This is a genomic window from Azospirillum sp. TSO22-1 (genome assembly GCF_003116015.1).
In the GTDB taxonomy this organism is placed as follows: Bacteria; Pseudomonadota; Alphaproteobacteria; order Azospirillales; family Azospirillaceae; genus Azospirillum.
In genome coordinates this window covers 1-1,085 of record NZ_LGQZ01000223.1, presented here as the reverse complement: position 1 = coordinate 1,085, position 1,085 = coordinate 1, and the positions used below count along the sequence as shown (strand labels likewise).

1 protein-coding gene is annotated in these 1,085 nt (G+C 71.3%); it reads left to right on the top strand.

Features of this window, described 5'->3' with window-relative positions; genetic code table 11:
- Positions 1-1,085, top strand: a 1,085-nt coding sequence (glpD, locus tag TSO221_RS34340) for a glycerol-3-phosphate dehydrogenase (protein WP_109122938.1), incomplete at both ends; no start/stop codon positions are given.

The following is a 1,085-nucleotide window of genomic DNA, read 5'->3' as shown; positions in this document are numbered from 1 at the left end:
GCCATCATCGGCGGCGGCATCAACGGCTGCGGCATCGCGCGCGACGCGGCGGGGCGGGGCGCCTCGGTCTTCCTGTGCGAGCAGGGGGATCTGGCCTCGGCGACCTCGTCGGCGTCCACCAAGCTGATCCACGGCGGCCTGCGCTACCTGGAATACTACGAGTTCCGCCTGGTGCGCGAAGCGCTCAAGGAGCGCGAGGTGCTCTGGCGCATGGCGCCGCACATCATCCGTCCGTTGCGCTTCGTGCTGCCGCATTTGGCCGGCCTGCGCCCGGCGTGGTTCCTGCGCCTGGGCCTGTTCCTTTACGACCACCTCGGCGGCCGCGAGCGGCTGCCCGGCACCCGCACGCTCGACCTGCGCACGGACGAGGCCGGCCAGCCGTTGAAGCCGGGCCTCAAACGCGCCTTCGAATATTCGGATTGCTGGGTCGAGGACGCGCGTCTGGTGGTGCTGAACGCGCAGGACGCGGCGCGCCTCGGCGCCACCATCCGCACCCGCACCCGGTGTGTCGAAGCGGCGCGCCGCGACGGGCTGTGGCAGGTGACGGTGGAGGACGTGCGCACCGGGGTGCGCTCGACCATCCGCGCCAAGGTCTTGGTCAACGCCGCCGGCCCTTGGGTGGCCGAGGTGCTGGAGCAGTGCCTGCGCACCGAGGTCGGCCATCGCATCCGCCTGGTGCAGGGCTCGCACATCGTGGTGCCGCGGCTGTTCGCGCACGAGCGCTGCTATATCTTTCAGAATGCGGACGGGCGCATCGTCTTCGCCATCCCGTACGAGCGCGACTTCACGCTGATCGGCACCACCGACCAGGATTACCAAGGCGACCCGGCGGGCGTGCACGCCACCGAGGCGGAGATCACCTACCTCTGCGCCGCGGCCGGCGAATACTTCGCCACGCCGATCCGGCCCGAGGACGTGGTGTGGAGCTATTCCGGCGTGCGGCCGCTGTTCGACGACGGCGCCTCGGCGGCGCAGGCGGCGACGCGCGACTACGTGCTGGCGCTGGACGCGCCGGAGGGCGGGGCGCCGCTGCTGAGCGTGTTCGGCGGCAAGATCACCACCTACCGCAAGCTCGCCGAGGCGGC